This is a genomic window from Enterobacter cloacae complex sp. 2024EL-00227 (assembly GCF_043945315.1).
Classification (GTDB): Bacteria; Pseudomonadota; Gammaproteobacteria; order Enterobacterales; family Enterobacteriaceae; genus Enterobacter; species Enterobacter roggenkampii.
Window position 1 is genome coordinate 91,540 of sequence record NZ_JBIMQP010000007.1, and the last position, 16,942, is coordinate 108,481.

17 protein-coding genes are annotated in these 16,942 nt (G+C 57.8%); 14 read left to right on the forward strand and 3 right to left on the reverse strand.

All coding sequences use genetic code 11. The features are described from left to right. The first annotated feature begins 2 nt into the window (after window positions 1-2). Window positions 3-2,024, forward strand: coding sequence for an NADPH-dependent 2,4-dienoyl-CoA reductase (locus ACHH0Z_RS13870; protein ID WP_045407014.1), 2,022 nt, complete (start codon window positions 3-5; stop codon window positions 2,022-2,024). A gap of 90 nt (window positions 2,025-2,114) precedes the next feature. Here ACHH0Z_RS13870 and rlmG read toward each other — a convergent pair whose 3' ends face one another. Continuing rightward, complete coding sequence (gene rlmG, locus ACHH0Z_RS13875) at window positions 2,115-3,251, reverse strand: 23S rRNA (guanine(1835)-N(2))-methyltransferase RlmG (RefSeq protein ID WP_008503153.1); 1,137 nt, start codon at window positions 3,249-3,251, stop codon at window positions 2,115-2,117. A gap of 83 nt (window positions 3,252-3,334) precedes the next feature. Between rlmG and ACHH0Z_RS13880 the strand changes: the two genes are divergently transcribed. The 4 genes from ACHH0Z_RS13880 to sstT all read left to right on the forward strand — a co-directional run bounded on the left by ACHH0Z_RS13880 (window position 3,335) and on the right by sstT (window position 7,621). Beyond that, entirely contained in the window at window positions 3,335-3,838 is a 504-nt protein-coding gene (locus tag ACHH0Z_RS13880; RefSeq protein WP_008503152.1) for a YgjP-like metallopeptidase domain-containing protein, read from the forward strand. Between the two features lie 70 nt (window positions 3,839-3,908). Next, window positions 3,909-4,907: a Gfo/Idh/MocA family protein gene (locus ACHH0Z_RS13885; RefSeq protein WP_021242366.1), complete on the forward strand. Its 999-nt coding sequence runs from the start codon at window positions 3,909-3,911 to the stop codon at window positions 4,905-4,907. 251 nt (window positions 4,908-5,158) lie between these two features. Further along, entirely contained in the window at window positions 5,159-6,124 is a 966-nt protein-coding gene (locus ACHH0Z_RS13890) for a TerC family protein (protein ID WP_021242367.1), read from the forward strand. Between the two features lie 255 nt (window positions 6,125-6,379). Then, complete coding sequence (gene sstT, locus ACHH0Z_RS13895; RefSeq protein WP_008503149.1) at window positions 6,380-7,621, forward strand: serine/threonine transporter SstT; 1,242 nt, start codon at window positions 6,380-6,382, stop codon at window positions 7,619-7,621. An 86-nt stretch (window positions 7,622-7,707) separates the two neighbouring features. Here sstT and ACHH0Z_RS13900 read toward each other — a convergent pair whose 3' ends face one another. After that, window positions 7,708-9,195, reverse strand: coding sequence for a UxaA family hydrolase (locus ACHH0Z_RS13900; RefSeq protein ID WP_045407016.1), 1,488 nt, complete (start codon window positions 9,193-9,195; stop codon window positions 7,708-7,710). Between the two features lie 17 nt (window positions 9,196-9,212). After that, window positions 9,213-10,625 (reverse strand): glucuronate isomerase, encoded by a 1,413-nt coding sequence (uxaC, locus tag ACHH0Z_RS13905; protein ID WP_045407019.1) that lies wholly within the window; start codon window positions 10,623-10,625, stop codon window positions 9,213-9,215. A gap of 474 nt (window positions 10,626-11,099) precedes the next feature. On the opposite strand from uxaC, the gene ACHH0Z_RS13910 reads away from it, so the two are divergent. From ACHH0Z_RS13910 to ACHH0Z_RS13950, 9 genes are all read left to right on the forward strand, one after another. Further along, a complete protein-coding gene (locus tag ACHH0Z_RS13910; RefSeq protein ID WP_008503146.1) occupies window positions 11,100-12,398 on the forward strand; it encodes an MFS transporter in 1,299 nt (432 codons plus the stop codon). A 180-nt stretch (window positions 12,399-12,578) separates the two neighbouring features. Then, window positions 12,579-13,355, forward strand: coding sequence for a transcriptional regulator ExuR (gene exuR / locus ACHH0Z_RS13915; RefSeq protein ID WP_008503145.1), 777 nt, complete (start codon window positions 12,579-12,581; stop codon window positions 13,353-13,355). A gap of 344 nt (window positions 13,356-13,699) precedes the next feature. Then, window positions 13,700-14,362, forward strand: a complete 663-nt coding sequence (yqjA, locus tag ACHH0Z_RS13920; RefSeq protein ID WP_008503144.1) for a DedA family general envelope maintenance protein YqjA — start codon at window positions 13,700-13,702, stop codon at window positions 14,360-14,362. Window positions 14,363-14,364: 2 nt separating this feature from the next. Beyond that, a complete protein-coding gene (gene mzrA / locus ACHH0Z_RS13925; RefSeq protein ID WP_023294631.1) occupies window positions 14,365-14,748 on the forward strand; it encodes an EnvZ/OmpR regulon moderator MzrA in 384 nt (127 codons plus the stop codon). Between the two features lie 143 nt (window positions 14,749-14,891). After that, a complete protein-coding gene (locus tag ACHH0Z_RS13930; RefSeq protein WP_008503142.1) occupies window positions 14,892-15,260 on the forward strand; it encodes a DUF1090 domain-containing protein in 369 nt (122 codons plus the stop codon). A 29-nt stretch (window positions 15,261-15,289) separates the two neighbouring features. Next, on the forward strand, window positions 15,290-15,595 hold the full coding sequence (locus ACHH0Z_RS13935) for a YqjD family protein (RefSeq protein WP_008503141.1): 306 nt from the start codon (window positions 15,290-15,292) through the stop codon (window positions 15,593-15,595). Between the two features lies 1 nt (window position 15,596). Next, window positions 15,597-15,995, forward strand: a complete 399-nt coding sequence (locus ACHH0Z_RS13940; RefSeq protein ID WP_014885329.1) for a phage holin family protein — start codon at window positions 15,597-15,599, stop codon at window positions 15,993-15,995. Further along, the gene (locus ACHH0Z_RS13945; RefSeq protein ID WP_008503139.1) at window positions 15,992-16,288 is read left to right on the forward strand and encodes a YqjK-like family protein; all 297 of its coding nucleotides are present in this window, start codon (window positions 15,992-15,994) and stop codon (window positions 16,286-16,288) included. The genes ACHH0Z_RS13940 and ACHH0Z_RS13945 overlap by 4 nt, the downstream gene beginning before the upstream one ends. 251 nt (window positions 16,289-16,539) lie before the next feature. After that, a complete protein-coding gene (locus ACHH0Z_RS13950) occupies window positions 16,540-16,932 on the forward strand; it encodes a DoxX family protein (RefSeq protein ID WP_023294633.1) in 393 nt (130 codons plus the stop codon). Window positions 16,933-16,942 lie beyond the last annotated feature (10 nt).

The window sequence follows — 16,942 nt, forward strand, 5'->3', positions numbered from 1 at the left end:
CTATGAGCCGCTACCCGTCGTTATTCGCCCCTCTCGATCTGGGGTTCACCACACTCAAAAACCGCGTGTTGATGGGCTCGATGCACACCGGGCTCGAGGAACATCCGGACGGGGCCGAGCGTCTGGCGGCTTTCTATGCCGAGCGCGCGCGCCACGGGGTGGCGCTGATTGTCACCGGCGGCGTGGCCCCTTCCCCTTCCGGCGTCGGCATGGAGGGCGGTGCGGTGCTGAACGATGCAGCACAGCTGCCGCATCACCGCATTGTGACCGACGCGGTACACAACGAGGGCGGTAAAATCGCCCTGCAAATTCTGCACACTGGACGCTACAGCTATCAGCCGAATCTGGTTGCGCCATCGGCCATTCAGGCGCCGATTAACCGCTTCACTCCGCATGCTCTGAGCCACGACGAGATCCTGGCGCTGATTGACGACTTCGCCCGCTGCGCCGCGCTGGCGCGTGAAGCGGGCTATGACGGCGTTGAGGTGATGGGCTCCGAAGGCTACCTGATTAACGAGTTCCTCGCCGCCCGCACCAACCAGCGCGACGACGAATGGGGCGGCGACTATGCCCGCCGGATGCGCTTTGCCGTGGAGGTGGTGCGCGCGGTACGTGAACGTGCGGGTGCGGACTTTATCATCATCTTCCGCCTGTCGATGCTCGACCTGGTGGAGGGCGGCGGCACGTTTGACGAAACCGTGCAGCTGGCGCAGGCGATAGAAGCCGCGGGCGCCACGATTATCAACACCGGCATCGGCTGGCACGAGGCGCGCATCCCGACCATCGCCACGCCGGTGCCGCGCGCGGCGTTCAGCTGGGTAACGCGCAGGCTGAAAGGAAAAGTCTCCGTTCCGCTGGTCACCACCAACCGCATTAACGATCCGCAGGTGGCGGACGATGTGATTTCGCGCGGCGATGCCGACATGGTCTCGATGGCGCGCCCGTTCCTGGCCGATGCCGAGCTGCTGTCCAAAGCGCAAAGCGGCCGTGCGGATGAGATCAATACCTGCATCGGCTGTAATCAGGCCTGTCTGGATCAGATCTTCGTCGGGAAGGTCACCTCCTGCCTGGTTAACCCCCGCGCCTGCCATGAAACCAAAATGCCGAGCGTTCCGGCGGTCAATAAAAAACGCCTGGCCGTCGTGGGTGCTGGCCCGGCAGGCCTGGCGTTTGCGGTCAATGCCGCCTCGCGCGGGCACGGCGTGACGCTGTTTGATGCGTTGGGAGAGATTGGCGGGCAGTTTAATATCGCCAAACAGATCCCCGGCAAAGAGGAGTTCTACGAAACGCTGCGCTACTACCGCCGGATGATCGAGCTGACGGGCGTCGAGCTGCGGCTTAACCAGTTTGTCCACGCGGCGGATCTGTCTGATTTTGATGAGGTGATCCTGGCGAGCGGGATCGTACCGCGCACGCCTGCGATCGAGGGTATCGATCATCCAAAAGTGCTGAGCTATCTCGACGTGCTGCGTGACAAAGCGCCGGTTGGCGAGAAGGTGGCGATTATCGGCTGCGGCGGGATCGGTTTTGACACCGCGATGTATTTAAGCCAACCGGGCGAAGCCACCAGCCAGAACATTGCCGAATTCTGCGTGGAATGGGGTATCGACACCAGCCTCAGCCAGTCCGGCGGCCTGCGACCCGAAGGGCCACAGCTGCCGAAAAGCCCGCGCCAGATCGTGATGCTGCAGCGTAAAGCCAGCAAACCGGGCGAAGGGCTGGGGAAAACCACCGGCTGGATCCACCGCGCCACCCTGCTCTCGCGCGGGGTGAAGATGATCCCGGCGGTGAGCTACCAGAAGATCGACGACGACGGGCTGCACGTCACGATCGGCGGCGAGCCGCAGCTGCTGCGCGTGGATCAGGTGATTTTGTGTGCCGGGCAGGAGCCGAAGCGGGATCTGGCGGATCCGCTGCGCGAGGCCGGTAAAACGGTGCATCTGATTGGCGGGTGCGACGTGGCGATGGAGCTGGATGCGCGGCGCGCGATTGCGCAGGGGACGAAGTTAGCTCTGGTGATCTAGGGCATTGCCGGGCGGCGCTTCGCTTGCCCGGCCTACGGGTTCGAGGCCATTGTAGGCCCGGTAAGCGAAGCGCCACCGGGCAAAACCATCTTAACGACGACGTCCCAGCTTCACCGACTTCAGCACCACAAACTTATTGTTCGTCGCAATGGTCACGCAGTTACCGAAAATCTTCTTCAGCTTGTGGAAGTAGTCCAGGTGGCGGTTCGCCACGATGTACAGCTCGCCGTTAATCTTCAGGCAGCGGCGCGCGTGGTGGAACATCTCCCAGGCGACGTTATCCGTCAGGGCGTGCTTCTGGTGGAACGGCGGGTTACAGAACACGGCGTTGAAGCGGAAAGGCTCTACCCCCGACAGCGCGTTGTTGATCATAAACTCGCAGCGGTCCAGCGCGTCCGGCATATTGGTTTCCACGTTCAGACGGCTGGAGGCCACCGCCATCGGCGATTCGTCGCTGAACACCACGCTGGCCTCCGGGTTCTTCGCCAGCAGCGTCAGGCCAATTACGCCGTTGCCGCAGCCCAGATCGACAATTTCCCCTTCCAGATTTTCCGGCAGGTGTTCCATAAAGAAACGCGCCCCGATATCCAGACCGGTACGGGAGAAGACGTTCGCATGGTTGTGGATGGTCCAGTCGGTCCCTTCCAGTTTCCAGCTCAGCGTGTCCGGCGCGTCGGCCAGCTCGGGTGCGGCGAACGTACAGTTGATCAGGCGCGCTTTTTTCCAGGCCAGCGTCGTGGTGGTTGGGCCAAGGACCTTCTCAAACAGCTCCAGCGTCGAAGTGTGAATATCACGCGCTTTGGCACCCGCGATGATGCGGGTTTCTGGCGTGACGACCTTACGCAGCGCGCGCAGCTGTTGCTCCAGCAGCGCCATGGTTTTTGGCACTTTGATGAGCACCACGCCCGGCGCCTGTGGGTAGTCCGCGGTGCTGTCGAGGAACTTCACGCTGGATTCGTCGATGTCGTTATGGCGCAGGTTTTCACGCGTCGCCAGCTCGCTTAAGTAGGAATCGCCGATGCTGTACGGCGTGTGCTCCGCCAGCGCGCAGCCCAGCGCGCCGAAGGCGTCATTCAGGATCAAAACCGGGCCGCGGATTTCAGTCTCATCCAACTGCTGCAGCAGATATTCATCCGCCGCTTCCCACGCCTGAAGCGGGTTAACGTCGTCCGTCTCCGGGAAACGTTTAAGGTTGAGTGAACGGAAACCGTTGTCTAAGTGGCTCATCGGCCCTCCTGAATGGTAAAATTTGGCGTATCCCTGAAAAGGGTGCGTGAGTATACCCGTTTTATTGTCGATTTGGGGCGTTGATGAACCAACTTACTTATCTCCAGGGCTACCCGGAGCATTTACTTTCTCAGGTTCGCAGCCTGATTGCCGAGCAAAAGCTCGGCGCGGTGCTGGAAAAACGCTACCCCGGCACCCACGATTTCGCGACCGATAAAGCCCTCTGGCAGTATACGCAGGATCTGAAAAACCGGTATTTGAAGAGCGCGCCGCCGATCAACAAGGTGATGTACGACAACAAGATCCACGTGCTGAAAAACGCGCTCGGCCTGCACACCGCCGTCTCCCGCGTGCAGGGCGGCAAGCTGAAGGCCAAGGCGGAGATCCGCGTCGCGACGGTTTTTCGCAACGCGCCGGAAGCCTTTCTGCGGATGATTGTGGTGCACGAACTCGCACACCTGAAAGAGAAAGAGCACGACAAAGCGTTCTATTCTCTGTGCTGCCATATGGAGCCGCAGTACCACCAGCTGGAGTTTGATACCCGGCTGTGGCTTACGCATTTATCGTTAAAAGGTAATGCGGAATAGCGCACGCGAATTGTCATGATGACGTGCTACAGTGGCTAAAGGTTCCCCGCTACGGAGTACGTAAACGTTTATGATACGTTTCGCAGTCATTGGAACGAACTGGATCACGCGCCAGTTCGTCGACGCCGCCCACGAAACCGGCAAACTGAAACTTACCGCAGTCTATTCCCGCAGCCTTGAGCAGGCGCAGAGTTTTGCCAACGATTACCTGGTCGAGCATCTCTTCACCTCGCTTGATGACATGGCGCAAAGCGACGCCATTGACGCGGTCTATATCGCCAGCCCGAACGCCCTGCACTTCCCGCAAACGAAGCTGTTCCTCAGCCATAAAAAGCATGTGATTTGCGAAAAGCCGCTGGCGTCGAACATCGAAGAAGTGGAAGCCGCCATCGCGCTTGCCCGCGAAAACCAGGTGGTGCTGTTCGAAGCGTTCAAAACCGCCAGCCTGCCGAACTTCCTGCTGCTGCAGCAGTCCCTGCCGAAGGTGGGCAAAGTGCGCAAAGCGTTTATCAACTACTGCCAGTACTCGTCGCGCTACCAGCGCTATCTCGACGGCGAGAACCCGAACACCTTTAACCCGGCCTTCTCGAACGGCTCGATTATGGATATCGGTTTCTACTGCCTGGCCTCTGCCGTGGCCCTGTGGGGCGAGCCGCACGGCGTCACGGCCACCGCCAGCCTGCTGGAGAGCGGCGTGGATGCGCACGGTGTCGCGGTGCTGGATTACGGTGATTTCAGCGTGACGCTGCAGCACTCCAAGGTGAGCGATTCTGTCCTGCCGAGCGAAATTCAGGGCGAAGCGGGCTCGCTGGTTATCGAGAAGATCTCCGAGTGCCAGAAGGTGAGCTTTGTCCCGCGCGGCGGCAAAGCGCAGGAGCTGACGCAGCCTCAGCATATTAACACTATGCTTTATGAGGCAGAGGTCTTCGCCCGTCTGGTGGAAGACAACGAAGTGAATCACCCAGGCCTTGCGGTGAGCCGCACCACGGCGAAGCTGCAAACGGAGATCCGCCGTCAGACCGGCGTGGTGTTCCCGGCAGACGGCGTGAGCGCGGAAGTTATCGCGTAAAGCTGTGTAATGAAACGGCGCAGATCATTGACGAAACCGATGGTCTGACATATTTTGTTACCTGCAAAGGGGAGTAACTTCTTCGTCGGTGGATCGTCATTACGATGCGTACAATACCGCATCCGGTCGCCGGGCAACCCTCGTGGTTGTAAGTGAGACCTTGCCGGAAGGCGAGGTCTATGCATAAAAAGCTAACGGCTATCGTCTTCTGACCATGGCCGTTTTTGTTTTTTATGTGTAAGGAAAATAGTATGCATTCTGTCGGCACTCCAATGTTGTGGGGCGGATTCGCGGTTGTCGTGCTCATCATGCTGGCGATCGACCTCTTTTTGCAGGGCCGTCGCGGCGCGCACGGCATGACCATGAAACAGGCCGCCGCCTGGTCGCTGGTCTGGGTTACTCTCTCCCTGCTCTTCTGCGCCGCCTTCTGGTGGTATCTGGCCTCGACCGAAGGCCGCGCGGTGGCCGATCCTCAGGCGCTCGCCTTCCTCACCGGCTATCTGATTGAAAAAGCCCTGGCGGTTGATAACGTCTTCGTCTGGCTGATGCTGTTCAGCTACTTCGCCGTGCCTGCGGCTCTGCAGCGTCGCGTGCTGGTGTACGGCGTGCTGGGCGCAATTATCCTGCGTACCATCATGATCTTCGCTGGCAGCTGGCTGATTACCCAGTTCGAGTGGCTGCTGTACGTCTTCGGCGCGTTCCTGCTGTTCACCGGGGTCAAAATGGCGCTGGCGAAAGAGGACGGCTCCGCGATTGGCGATCGCCCGCTGGTGAAGTGGATCCGCGGCCATCTGCGCATGACCGACAAGATCGAGAGCGAGCACTTCTTCGTGCGCAAGAACGGCCTGCTGTTTGCCACCCCGCTGCTGCTGGTGCTGATTCTGGTTGAGCTGAGCGACGTGATTTTCGCCGTGGACAGCATTCCGGCCATTTTCGCGGTGACCACCGACCCGTTCATCGTCCTGACCTCTAACCTGTTCGCCATCCTCGGCCTGCGCGCGATGTACTTCCTGCTGGCGGGCGCGGCGGAGCGCTTCTCCATGCTGAAGTACGGCCTGTCGGTGATCCTGGTGTTTATCGGTATCAAGATGCTGATCGTCGATTTCTACCATATCCCGATCGCCATTTCGCTCGGCGTGGTGTTTGGCATTCTGATCGTGACGCTGATTATCAATACCTGGGTTAACCGCCAGCACGATAAGAAGCAGCAGGCTTAATGCGTTTTGCCCGGTGGCGCTGCGCTTACCGGGCCTACAACGTCACCCCGTAGGCCGGGTAAGCGCAGCGCCACCCGGCACTTTCGTTAATCAATAGTTAAAAAACATGACGCAACACGTAAAATCCAGCATTTTACGCTTCCCTCCTTTCGCGCATTCCCTATACTCGACCAGGCAAACATTTACTTACATCCGGACATAAATGTGACTAAGAGCACATTCGGAATGGAACGCAATTTCACTCAGGAATAATGTATGAGCACACAATCGACGGGTCTTTTTGCGCGCCTGGCGCAGGGAAGTCTGGTTAAACAAATTCTGGTAGGACTGGTGCTGGGTATTCTGCTGGCCATGGTGTCAAAACCTGCTGCGGAGGCCACGGGGCTGCTCGGGACGCTGTTTGTGGGCGCCCTGAAAGCCGTCGCGCCGGTACTGGTTCTGATGCTGGTCATGGCATCGATTGCCAACCACCAGCACGGACAAAAAACCAACATTCGCCCTATTCTGTTCCTGTATCTTCTGGGAACCTTCTCTGCAGCCTTAACGGCCGTGGTGTTTAGCTTCCTGTTCCCGTCCACGCTGCACCTGACCAGCGCGGCCGGTGATATCACGCCGCCGTCCGGGATTGTGGAAGTCCTTCGCGGTCTGCTGATGAGCATGGTCTCTAACCCCATCACCGCGCTGATGAGCGGAAACTACATTGGCATCCTGGTCTGGGCGATTGGTCTGGGCTTCGCGCTGCGTCACGGCAACGAAACCACGAAAAACCTGGTCAACGATTTGTCCAACGCTGTCACCTTTATGGTGAAGCTGGTGATTCGCTTTGCGCCAATCGGTATTTTCGGCCTGGTCTCCTCCACGCTGGCAACCACCGGTTTTGACGCGCTGTGGGGCTACGCGCAACTGCTGGTTGTGCTGGTCGGCTGTATGCTGCTGGTGGCGCTGGTGATCAACCCGCTGCTGGTGTTCTGGCAGATCCGCCGCAACCCGTATCCGCTGGTGCTGACCTGCCTGCGCGAGAGCGGCGTGTATGCCTTCTTCACCCGCAGCTCTGCGGCGAACATACCGGTGAACATGGCGCTGGCGGAGAAGCTGAACCTGGATCGCGATACCTATTCCGTGTCGATCCCACTGGGTGCGACCGTGAACATGGCGGGTGCGGCGATTACGATCACTGTACTGACCCTGGCGGCGGTGCATACGCTGGGTATTCCGGTGGATCTGCCAACCGCGCTGCTGCTGAGCGTAGTGGCATCGCTGTGCGCCTGCGGCGCATCCGGTGTGGCGGGCGGTTCGCTGCTGCTGATCCCGCTGGCGTGTAATATGTTCGGTATCCCGAACGAGATTGCCATGCAGGTTGTCGCCGTCGGCTTTATCATCGGCGTGCTGCAGGACTCCTGCGAAACCGCGCTGAACTCCTCTACCGACGTGCTGTTTACCGCGGCGGCCTGTCAGGCGGAAGACGCGCGTTTAGCGAAGAACGCCCTCCGCAGTTAAAAAGAAAAGCCCGGTGGCGGCTACGCCTTACCGGGCCTACAGGGTTTAGTAGGTCGGGTAAGCGCTAGCGCCACCCGACAAAGTACTTACAGCGTCACACCGCTCTTAAAGATTGCCAGCTCGCGGAAATCGTTCTTCTCGTTGCAGGTCTGCTTGCCGCTGGCAATTTCCACAATCGCGTCCACGAATTCCGTCAGCAGCTGCGGCATCGCCTTGCCGTGGATAAGCTGCCCGGCATCAAAGTCAATCCAGTGTTTTTTCTTCGCCGCCAGCTCGCTGTTGGTGGCGATTTTCACCGTCGGCACAAAACCGCCGTACGGCGTGCCGCGACCGGTGCTGAACAGCACCATATGGCAGCCGGCTCCCGCCAGCGCGCTGGTGGCGACCGCATCGTTACCGGGCGCGCTCAGCAGGTTCAGACCGTGCGTTTTCAGGCGCTCGCCGTAGCGCAGAACGTCAACCACCTGGCTCGCGCCTGCTTTCTGGGTGCAGCCGAGGGATTTCTCTTCCAGCGTGGTGATCCCCCCCGCTTTGTTACCCGGCGACGGGTTCTCGTAAATGGGCTGATTGTGGGCAATGAAGTACTGCTTGAAGTCGTTCACCATGGTGACGGTCTTCTCAAACGTCTCTTCGTCGCGGCAGTGGCTCATCAGAATACGTTCCGCACCGAACATCTCCGGCACTTCGGTCAACACCGTCGTGCCGCCGTTGGCAATCACGTAATCCGAGAAGCGGCCCAGCATCGGATTGGCAGTAATACCGGAAAGGCCATCAGACCCGCCGCACTCCAGCCCAAACTTCAGCTCGCTCAGCTTGCCCGGCTCGCGCCTGTCGTGGCGCATCACCTCATAAAGCTGGTGAAGCTGTTCAACGCCCGCTTCCACTTCGTCATCCTGATGCTGGCACACCATAAAATGCACGCGCTCAGGATCGAACTCGCCCAGCGTGTCGCGGAAGGCGTCCACCTGATTGTTCTCGCAGCCCAGGCCAATCACCAGCACCGCGCCCGCGTTCGGGTGGCGCACCATGTTTTGCAGCATGGTTCGGGTATTGATGTGGTCGTCACCCAGCTGGGAGCAGCCGTAGGTGTGGCTGAACAGATGCACGCCGTCAGTGCCTTCGGCATCGTTGGTCTCTTTCAGGAAGCGCGTCTGGATCTGACGCGCAATCCCGTTCACGCAGCCGACGGTCGGGAGGATCCACAGCTCGTTGCGGATCCCCACGTCGCCGTTTGCGCGGCGGTAGATCTGCACCTCACGATCCGCCGACTGCTCTTGTGCCGCAGGTAAATCAGGTTGATAGCTGTACTCGTCCAGATCGCTCAGATTTGTGCGGGCGTTGTGGGAATGGATGTATTCACCCGGCGCGATATCCGCCAGCGCATGACCGATGGGCAGACCGTACTTCACCACGTTTTCCCCTTTGGCAATGGGGATCAGGGCAAACTTGTGTCCACGTCCAACGGACTGGCGTAACGTCACCGACTGGTTGTCGAAGGTGACTTCCGTGCCTTCGGTTAAATCTGCCAGCGCGACGGCCACGTTATCCAGCGAATGGATTTTGATGTATTGCATATCAACCTCAAACGGCCCTAGTTCAGTTCAATGGCGAAGTAGTCACGCGCATTGTTAAAGCAGATGTTTTTCACCATGTCGCCCAGCAGCTGGATATCCGCCGGCGCTTCGCCTGCGTGCACCCAGCGGCCAATCATCTGGCACAGAATGCGGCGGAAGTATTCATGACGGGTATAGGACAGGAAGCTGCGGCTGTCGGTCAGCATGCCGACAAAGCGGCTCAGCAGGCCAAGCTGCGCCAGCTGCGTCATCTGACGCTCCATGCCGTCTTTCTGATCGTTGAACCACCAGCCGGAGCCGAACTGCATCTTGCCCGGCATCCCTTCGCCCTGGAAGTTGCCGATCATCGTGCCCAGCACTTCGTTATCGCGCGGGTTCAGGCAGTAGAGAATGGTTTTCGGCAGCAGGTTTTGTTCGTTCTGTTTGCTCAGCAGTTTTGACAGCTCTTCCGCCAGCGGACGGTCGTTGATGGAGTCAAAGCCCACGTCCGCACCCAGCAGTTTAAACTGGCGCTGGTTGTTATTGCGCAGCGCACCGATGTGGTACTGCTGTACCCAGCCGCGACGCGCGTATTCGGCACCGAGGAACACCAGTACCGCCGTTTTGAACTGCGCCACTTCGTGCTCGCTAAGCGATTCACCGGAGAGGCGACGCGCCAGAATACCGTCCAGCTCGGCCTCGTTTGATTCCGCAAACAGCACCACGTCCAGCGCGTGGTCAGAGACTTTACAGCCGTGGGCCGCGAAGTGATCCAGACGTTTGGTCAGCGCGGTTTGCAGATCGGCGAAACGACGGATGTCGGTATCGGACACTTCCGCCAGCTTCGCCATGTAGTCGTTGAACGTGGCCTGCTCAATGTTGAAGGCTTTGTCCGGGCGCCAGCTTGGCAGCACTTTGATATCAAAAGAGGTGTCTTTGGCGACAACGGCATGATGCTCCAGGGAGTCGATCGGGTCGTCGGTGGTGCCCACCATCTTCACGTTCATCTGCTTCATGATGCCGCGCGCGGAGAAGTTCTCCTGCGCCAGGAGCGCATTGCACTGGTCCCAGATTTCATCGGCGGTCGTTGGAGAGAGCAGTTTGCCGGTGATGCCAAACGGGCGACGCAGCTCAAGGTGCGTCCAGTGATAGAGCGGGTTACCGATGGTGTGCGGGACGGTCGCCGCCCAGGCGTCAAACTTCTCGCGATCGGTCGCATCGCCGGTGCACAGGCGCTCAGCCACGCCGTTGGTGCGCATCGCACGCCATTTGTAATGGTCACCCTTCAGCCAGATGTCATACAGGTTTTTGAAACGGTAATTTTCGGCAACCTGCTGCGGCGGCAAATGGCAGTGGTAGTCGAAAATCGGCTGATCTTTTGCATAGTCGTGGTACAGGCGGCGAGCAAATTCGGTATCTAACAGAAAATCGTCGGTCATAAACGGCGTCATTATCGTCTTCCTCATTACGGGAGCGTCAGAAAGCGTATGTTCATATGCTGCAAAGTTATCACACCAATTTCCACCATCCGACGTTTTTTTCGTGAGTGAGATCAATAAACGCAGACAAATACATTATCCAAATTGGGGTAAATCCTTCTACAAGCCGCGCCAGTACTGGCTTGAAGCGACACGAATAATGTCCCCACAAAGAATCATACATTTGTGATGTCACTCACCTTTTAAAGCTGTATGACAAGTTATCTTTTCGCCGTCGCAAACTATAAGCCGACGGAATGCATTCCTGGTGTCAGTTACACCAGATTTAACGGTACGGAAACCGACTTATGCAGATGACTTTTGGCAAGGTTCGGGCCGTTCCGGGACATTTCCCGGTTACGCCCCTCCCGTTACTGAACGGCTCCCGGCAACGGTCGAGCGGTTACCGTGTCCCGGCACGGCAATACTATAACGATGAGGTTTTACATGCGTAAAATTAAAGGGTTACGTTGGTACATGATCGCACTGGTGACGTTAGGCACCGTGCTGGGCTACCTGACGCGTAACACCGTCGCAGCCGCAGCGCCGACGTTAATGGAAGAGCTGCATATCTCCACGCAGCAATACTCCTACATCATTGCTGCCTATTCCGCGGCGTACACCATCATGCAGCCTGTTGCAGGCTACGTGCTGGATATCCTCGGTACCAAAATCGGCTATGCCTTCTTCGCCATCGCCTGGGCGGTGTTCTGCGGAGCCACCGCGCTGGCGGGCAGCTGGGGCGGCCTGGCGCTGGCGCGCGGTGCGGTCGGTGCGGCAGAAGCCGCGATGATCCCGGCAGGACTGAAGGCCAGTTCCGAGTGGTTCCCGGCAAAAGAGCGCTCTATTGCTGTCGGCTACTTCAACGTGGGTTCGTCCATCGGGGCGATGATTGCGCCGCCGCTGGTGGTGTGGGCTATCGTGATGCACAGCTGGCAGATGGCTTTCATCATTTCCGGCGTGCTGAGCTTCGCCTGGGCAATCGCGTGGCTGGTTTTCTATAAGCACCCGCGCGATCAGAAAAAACTCTCCGAAGAAGAACGCGAGTACATCATTGGTGGTCAGGAAGCGCAGCATCAGACCAACAACGGCAAAAAAATGACCGTCTGGCAGATCCTGGGCACCCGTCAGTTCTGGGGTATCGCCCTGCCGCGTTTCCTGGCGGAACCGGCCTGGGGGACCTTCAACGCGTGGATCCCACTGTTCATGTTTAAAGTCTACGGCTTTAACCTGAAAGAGATCGCGATGTTCGCCTGGATGCCGATGCTGTTCGCTGACCTGGGCTGTATCGTGGGCGGCTACCTGCCACCGCTGTTCCAGCGCTGGTTTGGCGTGAACCTGATCGTTTCCCGTAAAATGGTGGTCACCATGGGCGCACTGCTGATGATTGGCCCGGGCATGATCGGCCTGTTCACCAGCCCGTACGTGGCCATCGCCCTGCTGTGCATCGGTGGTTTTGCGCACCAGTCCCTGTCCGGCGCGCTGATTACGCTCTCGTCTGACGTCTTCGGTCGCAACGAAGTGGCCACCGCCAACGGCCTGACCGGGATGGCCGCCTGGACCGCGAGTACGATGTTCGCGCTGGTCGTCGGCGCGCTGGCGGATACCATCGGCTTCAGCCCGCTGTTTGCGGTACTGGCGGTCTTCGACCTGCTGGGCGCGGTGGTGATCTGGACGGTGCTGAAAAGCAAATCGGCAGAGGAGCTGGCAAAAGAGTCCCTCGGGAAACCGGCCACGCAGAGTTAGCCTTGCTGTGCCGGGTGGCGCTACGCTTACCCGGCCTACAAAACCCGTAGGCCCGTGCAAGCGAAGCGCCGCCGGGCATTTAAAGGCCACTCAGTAGCGGCTTTTTTAATGGCAAAATCTGGAGAGTGGCACGCAAAAGTGGTATAACAAATCATCTGCCGTACCCTGCCTGGAGCGCATATGGAAATCACCGAACCACGTCGTTTATATCAACAACTTGCTGCGGAGCTGAAAGATCGCATCGAGCAGGGTGTCTATCTTGTCGGTGATAAACTGCCCGCCGAGCGCTTTATCGCGGATGAAAAAAGCGTCAGCCGCACCGTGGTGCGCGAAGCGATCATCATGCTGGAAGTCGAAGGCTACGTTGAGGTACGCAAAGGCTCCGGCATTCACGTCATTTCCAATCTGCCGAAACACTCTCCCGTCGCGGACGAAAGTCTGGAATTCGCCAGCTACGGTCCGTTTGAGCTGCTCCAGGCTCGCCAGCTGATTGAAAGCAACATTGCCGAATTTGCGGCGACGCAGGTGACCAAGCAGGACATCATGAAGCTGATGGAAATCCAGGAGAATGCCCGCAAGGAAAAATGTTTCCGCGATTCAGAGTGGGATCTGCAGTTCCACGTTCAGGTCGCCCTGGCAACCCAGAATACGGCGCTGGCGGCAATCGTTGAGAAAATGTGGACTCAGCGCGTTCACAACCCGTACTGGAAAAAACTGCACGACCATATCGATTCCCGTACCGTCGACAACTGGTGTGACGATCACGATCAAATCCTTAAAGCGCTGATTCGTAAAGATCCGCACGCCGCTAAGCTGGCGATGTGGCAGCACCTGGAAAACACTAAGCAGATGCTGTTCAATGAAACCAGCGACGACTTCGAATTTAACGCTGACCGCTATCTTTTCGCCGATAATCCCGTTGTTCATCTCGATACGGTCCCCAGTGCCGCAAAATAGATGACCTTCCCGCTGGCAGGCGCTTCGCTGCGCCTTCCGGCGAACGTGGGTAAGCAAAACATATATAGTGTCAGCCTTTGTAAATCCCCTCGCTCACTTTCTGGGCTTACGCCAAAATCAACTCACGCCTGCAAATTCTGTGACGCAGAACGTTGGGCTTTGTTACAATTGGATTCACTTCGTTATTTTGTAAGTTAGTGCTTGCTAACCAGCCAATTAACAGGGAACAGTGTTGGCCACACCGCAATGTGTCCGCGAGCGACCATAATGAAATCACAACCATGTCGCCGTGCTGTTTGTCCCGGATAACAGGCATGACGTTAACCGATTTCCAGGAACACTGAATGGAACTTTTGACCCAACTACTGCATGCCCTCTGGGCGCAGGATTTTGAAACGCTGGCCAACCCTTCCATGATTGGCATGCTCTATTTCGTCTTGTTTATGATCCTGTTCCTTGAGAACGGCTTGCTGCCTGCTGCTTTCCTGCCCGGTGACAGTTTACTGGTGCTTGTCGGCGTGCTGTGCGCCAAAGGGGCGATGGCATTCCCGCAAACTATTTTGTTACTGACCGTCGCCGCGAGTCTCGGCTGCTGGGTCAGCTACATCCAGGGAAGATGGCTGGGCAATACCCGGATCGTCCAGAACTGGCTCTCGCACCTGCCTGCACATTATCACCAGCGGGCGCACCACCTTTTCCATAAGCACGGGCTTTCTGCGCTGCTGATTGGCCGCTTTATCGCCTTTGTACGCACCCTGTTGCCGACCATTGCCGGTCTGTCGGGGCTGAGCAGCGCGCGCTTCCAGTTCTTTAACTGGATGAGCGGCCTGCTGTGGGTACTGATTCTGACGACGCTCGGCTATGCGTTGGGGAAAACGCCAGTCTTTATGAAATATGAAGACCAGCTGATGTCCTGCCTGATGCTGCTGCCTGTGGTGCTGCTGGTCTTCGGTCTGATCGGCTCGCTGGTCGTCCTGTGGAAAAAGAAATACGGAGCCAGAGGCTAACGATGGCTATCTCACCGCTCGCCCTGCGCCGTTTTGCCTGCGCCGTGATAACACTGGTGGTGCTCAGCGCCATGCTGCTGGCATGGAGCGCGCTTTCGCACCAGGAATCCACGCTGGCCATTCGCCCGGTGAACCAGGGTGCCAGCGTGCCTGACGGTTTTTCTGTCTGGCACCATCTGGACGCGAACGGGATCCGCTTTAAAAGCATCACCCCGCAGGACGATGTTTTACTGATCAAGTTTGATTCCCGTGCGCAAAGTGCCGCCGCAAAAGTGGTTCTCGACCGTACGCTGCCGCACGGGTATATCATCGCTCAGCAGGAAGATGACAGCCAGCCTGCTGCCTGGCTGTCGCTGATTCGCGATACGTCGCATCGGTTTGGATAATTACCAGGATTCCGAATCTTTTCACTCACTTTGGTGAATCCCCCGTTTACTTACTATGCTTAAGTACGCGGAGCACCCCTCGACTGTACTCCGCATAACTTTGGATAGCGGCTTACGCCGCAACACAATGGAAGGTTTCGATAATGAAATTCCGCATGACTCTGGCTCTGGCCCTTTTTTCTTTAAGCACAGCATCCTTCGCAAATTCTCTCTGTCAGGAGAAAGAACAGGATATTCAGCGTGAGATCGGTTATGCCGAAAAGCATAACAATCAGCACCGTGTTGATGGTCTTAAAAAAGCGCTGAGCGAAGTGAAAGCGAACTGTTCAGACAGCAAGCTGCGTGCCGACCACCAGAAGAAAATCGCTGAACAGAAGGACGAGATAGCCGAGCGCCGTCGCGACCTGCAGGAAGCGAAAGAGAAAGGGGATGCGGAAAAAATTGCTAAGCGCGAGAAGAAGTTGAAAGAAGCGCAGGACGACCTCAAAGCGCTGGAAGCTCGCGATTATTGAGTTAACGGAAATCTCAACAGGAGAGAATCATGTCAAAAGATACGACGTCTGAACATCTGCGCGCTGAACTGAAATCCCTGGCCGATACCCTGGAAGAGGTGCTGAACTCCTCTGCTGACAAGTCAAAAGAAGAGGTCAGCAAGCTACGCAGCAAGGCGGAGCAGGCGCTGAAAGAGAGCCGCTATCGCCTGGGTGAAACCGGCGATGCGCTGGCAAAACAGACCCGCGAAGCGGCCGCGCGTGCGGACGAATACGTGCGTGATAATCCATGGACGGGTGTCGGGATTGGTGCCGCAGTCGGTGTGGTACTGGGTGTCCTGCTGACGCGTCGTTGATATGGAAGATCCTCGTCACGCACAAGGGCCTGCTAACAACGTCCTCGGCATCGGCCAGCGTATTTTGACGACGCTGGTCGGGATTGCCGAAACGCGCGTCCGGCTGGCAGTGGTCGAACTGGAGGAGGAGAAAGCGAACCTCTTCCAGATGCTGCTGATGCTTGGACTGACCATGCTCTTCGCCGCGTTTGGTCTGATGAGCCTGATGGTGTTAATCATCTGGGCCATTGACCCGCAGTATCGTCTTAACGCCATGATTGCCACGACCGTCGTTCTGCTGGTCGCGGCGCTGATTGGCGGCATATGGACGCTGCGTAAAGCGCGTAAGTCCACGTTCCTGCGCCATACGCGTCAGGAGCTGGCTAACGATCGCGCCCTGCTGGAGGATGACAAGCCGTGAGCGGTAAAGCCGAACGTCAAAAGCGAAAAGCGTACCTGCTAAGCCAGATCCAGCAGCAACGGCTGGATCTGTCGGCCAGCCGTCGCGACTGGATTGACGCGACGCGACGGTTTGACCGGGGCTGGAACACCTTCCTGAGCCTGCGTTCATGGGCGCTGGTCGGCAGCAGCGTGATGGCTATCTGGACGGTTCGTCACCCAAATATGCTCATCCGCTGGGCGCGCCGTGGTTTTGGTGCCTGGAGCGCCTGGCGTCTGGTGAAAGCCACGATCCGTCAGCAGCAATTACGCTAGCCTTCTCGCCGGGTGGCGGCTACGCCTTACCCGGCCTACTTACACTCGTAGGCCGGGTAAGCGCAGCGCCACCCGACAAAATCCTCCCCCTCCCTTACTCAATATCTTTGAAGAAGATTGACAGTTTTCCTTGCTAACAATCGCCCACCGTCACGTTTATGATGCTCTCCATCGACAGCAACGACGCGGTATCTACCCGGAATTGCAGACAAATAACGTTCAGCCGCTGATGTGGTTTCCTGGAGAGTAAAATGAAAAAATTAGAAGATGTTGGTGTACTGGTCGCGCGTATTCTGATGCCAATTCTGTTCATCGTGGCAGGTTGGGGCAAAATCACCGGTTATGCGGGTACCCAGCAGTATATGGAAGCCATGGGCGTTCCGGGGTTCCTGTTGCCACTGACCATTCTTCTTGAGTTCGGCGGCGGCCTGGCAGTGCTGTTCGGCTTCCTGACCCGCACCACCGCGCTGTTTACCGCAGGCTTCACCCTGCTGACCGCGTTCATCTTCCACAGCAACTTTGCGGAAGGCGTGAACTCACTGATGTTCATGAAAAACCTAACCATCGCGGGTGGCTTCCTGCTGCTGGCCGTCACTGGCCCGGGCGCATACAGCATCGACCGCGTTCTGAATAAGAAATGGTAAGCACGCTATA

Bases quoted from the DNA above. Each gene is read 5' to 3' on its own strand.
- ACHH0Z_RS13870 (WP_045407014.1), top strand. From the start codon at position 3: ATGAGCCGCTACCCGTCGTTATTCGCCCCTCTCGATCTGGGGTTCACC.
- rlmG (WP_008503153.1), bottom strand. From the start codon at position 3,251: ATGAGCCACTTAGACAACGGTTTCCGTTCACTCAACCTTAAACGTTTC.
- ACHH0Z_RS13880 (WP_008503152.1), top strand. From the start codon at position 3,335: ATGAACCAACTTACTTATCTCCAGGGCTACCCGGAGCATTTACTTTCT.
- ACHH0Z_RS13885 (WP_021242366.1), top strand. From the start codon at position 3,909: ATGATACGTTTCGCAGTCATTGGAACGAACTGGATCACGCGCCAGTTC.
- ACHH0Z_RS13890 (WP_021242367.1), top strand. From the start codon at position 5,159: ATGCATTCTGTCGGCACTCCAATGTTGTGGGGCGGATTCGCGGTTGTC.
- sstT (WP_008503149.1), top strand. From the start codon at position 6,380: ATGAGCACACAATCGACGGGTCTTTTTGCGCGCCTGGCGCAGGGAAGT.
- ACHH0Z_RS13900 (WP_045407016.1), bottom strand. From the start codon at position 9,195: ATGCAATACATCAAAATCCATTCGCTGGATAACGTGGCCGTCGCGCTG.
- uxaC (WP_045407019.1), bottom strand. From the start codon at position 10,625: ATGACGCCGTTTATGACCGACGATTTTCTGTTAGATACCGAATTTGCT.
- ACHH0Z_RS13910 (WP_008503146.1), top strand. From the start codon at position 11,100: ATGCGTAAAATTAAAGGGTTACGTTGGTACATGATCGCACTGGTGACG.
- exuR (WP_008503145.1), top strand. From the start codon at position 12,579: ATGGAAATCACCGAACCACGTCGTTTATATCAACAACTTGCTGCGGAG.
- yqjA (WP_008503144.1), top strand. From the start codon at position 13,700: ATGGAACTTTTGACCCAACTACTGCATGCCCTCTGGGCGCAGGATTTT.
- mzrA (WP_023294631.1), top strand. From the start codon at position 14,365: ATGGCTATCTCACCGCTCGCCCTGCGCCGTTTTGCCTGCGCCGTGATA.
- ACHH0Z_RS13930 (WP_008503142.1), top strand. From the start codon at position 14,892: ATGAAATTCCGCATGACTCTGGCTCTGGCCCTTTTTTCTTTAAGCACA.
- ACHH0Z_RS13935 (WP_008503141.1), top strand. From the start codon at position 15,290: ATGTCAAAAGATACGACGTCTGAACATCTGCGCGCTGAACTGAAATCC.
- ACHH0Z_RS13940 (WP_014885329.1), top strand. From the start codon at position 15,597: ATGGAAGATCCTCGTCACGCACAAGGGCCTGCTAACAACGTCCTCGGC.
- ACHH0Z_RS13950 (WP_023294633.1), top strand. From the start codon at position 16,540: ATGAAAAAATTAGAAGATGTTGGTGTACTGGTCGCGCGTATTCTGATG.